The 220-nt window shown below is 55.9% G+C and carries 1 rRNA gene; it reads left to right on the forward strand.

The features are described from left to right. Positions 1 to 220, forward strand: a 23S ribosomal RNA gene (locus CPJCM30710_RS17715); the annotation flags it as partial.

A 220-nucleotide genomic window follows, 5' to 3' on the forward strand; every position in this document is an offset into this window, starting at 1 on the left:
ATTCTCGTTAGGGGATGTGGAGTCGACCTTGGGATACCACCCTGACAGTACTGGGATTCTAACCGGACACCATGAAGCTGGTGACGGGACATTGTTAGGTGGGCAGGTTGACTGGGGCGGTCGCCTCCTAAAAAGTAACGGAGGCGCCCAAAGGTTCCCTCAGAACGGTCGGAAATCGTTCGAAGAGTGCAAAGGCAGAAGGGAGCCTGACTGCGACACC

Source organism: Clostridium polyendosporum (assembly GCF_018332455.1).
In the GTDB taxonomy this organism is placed as follows: domain Bacteria; phylum Bacillota; class Clostridia; order Clostridiales; family Clostridiaceae; genus Clostridium_AY; species Clostridium_AY polyendosporum.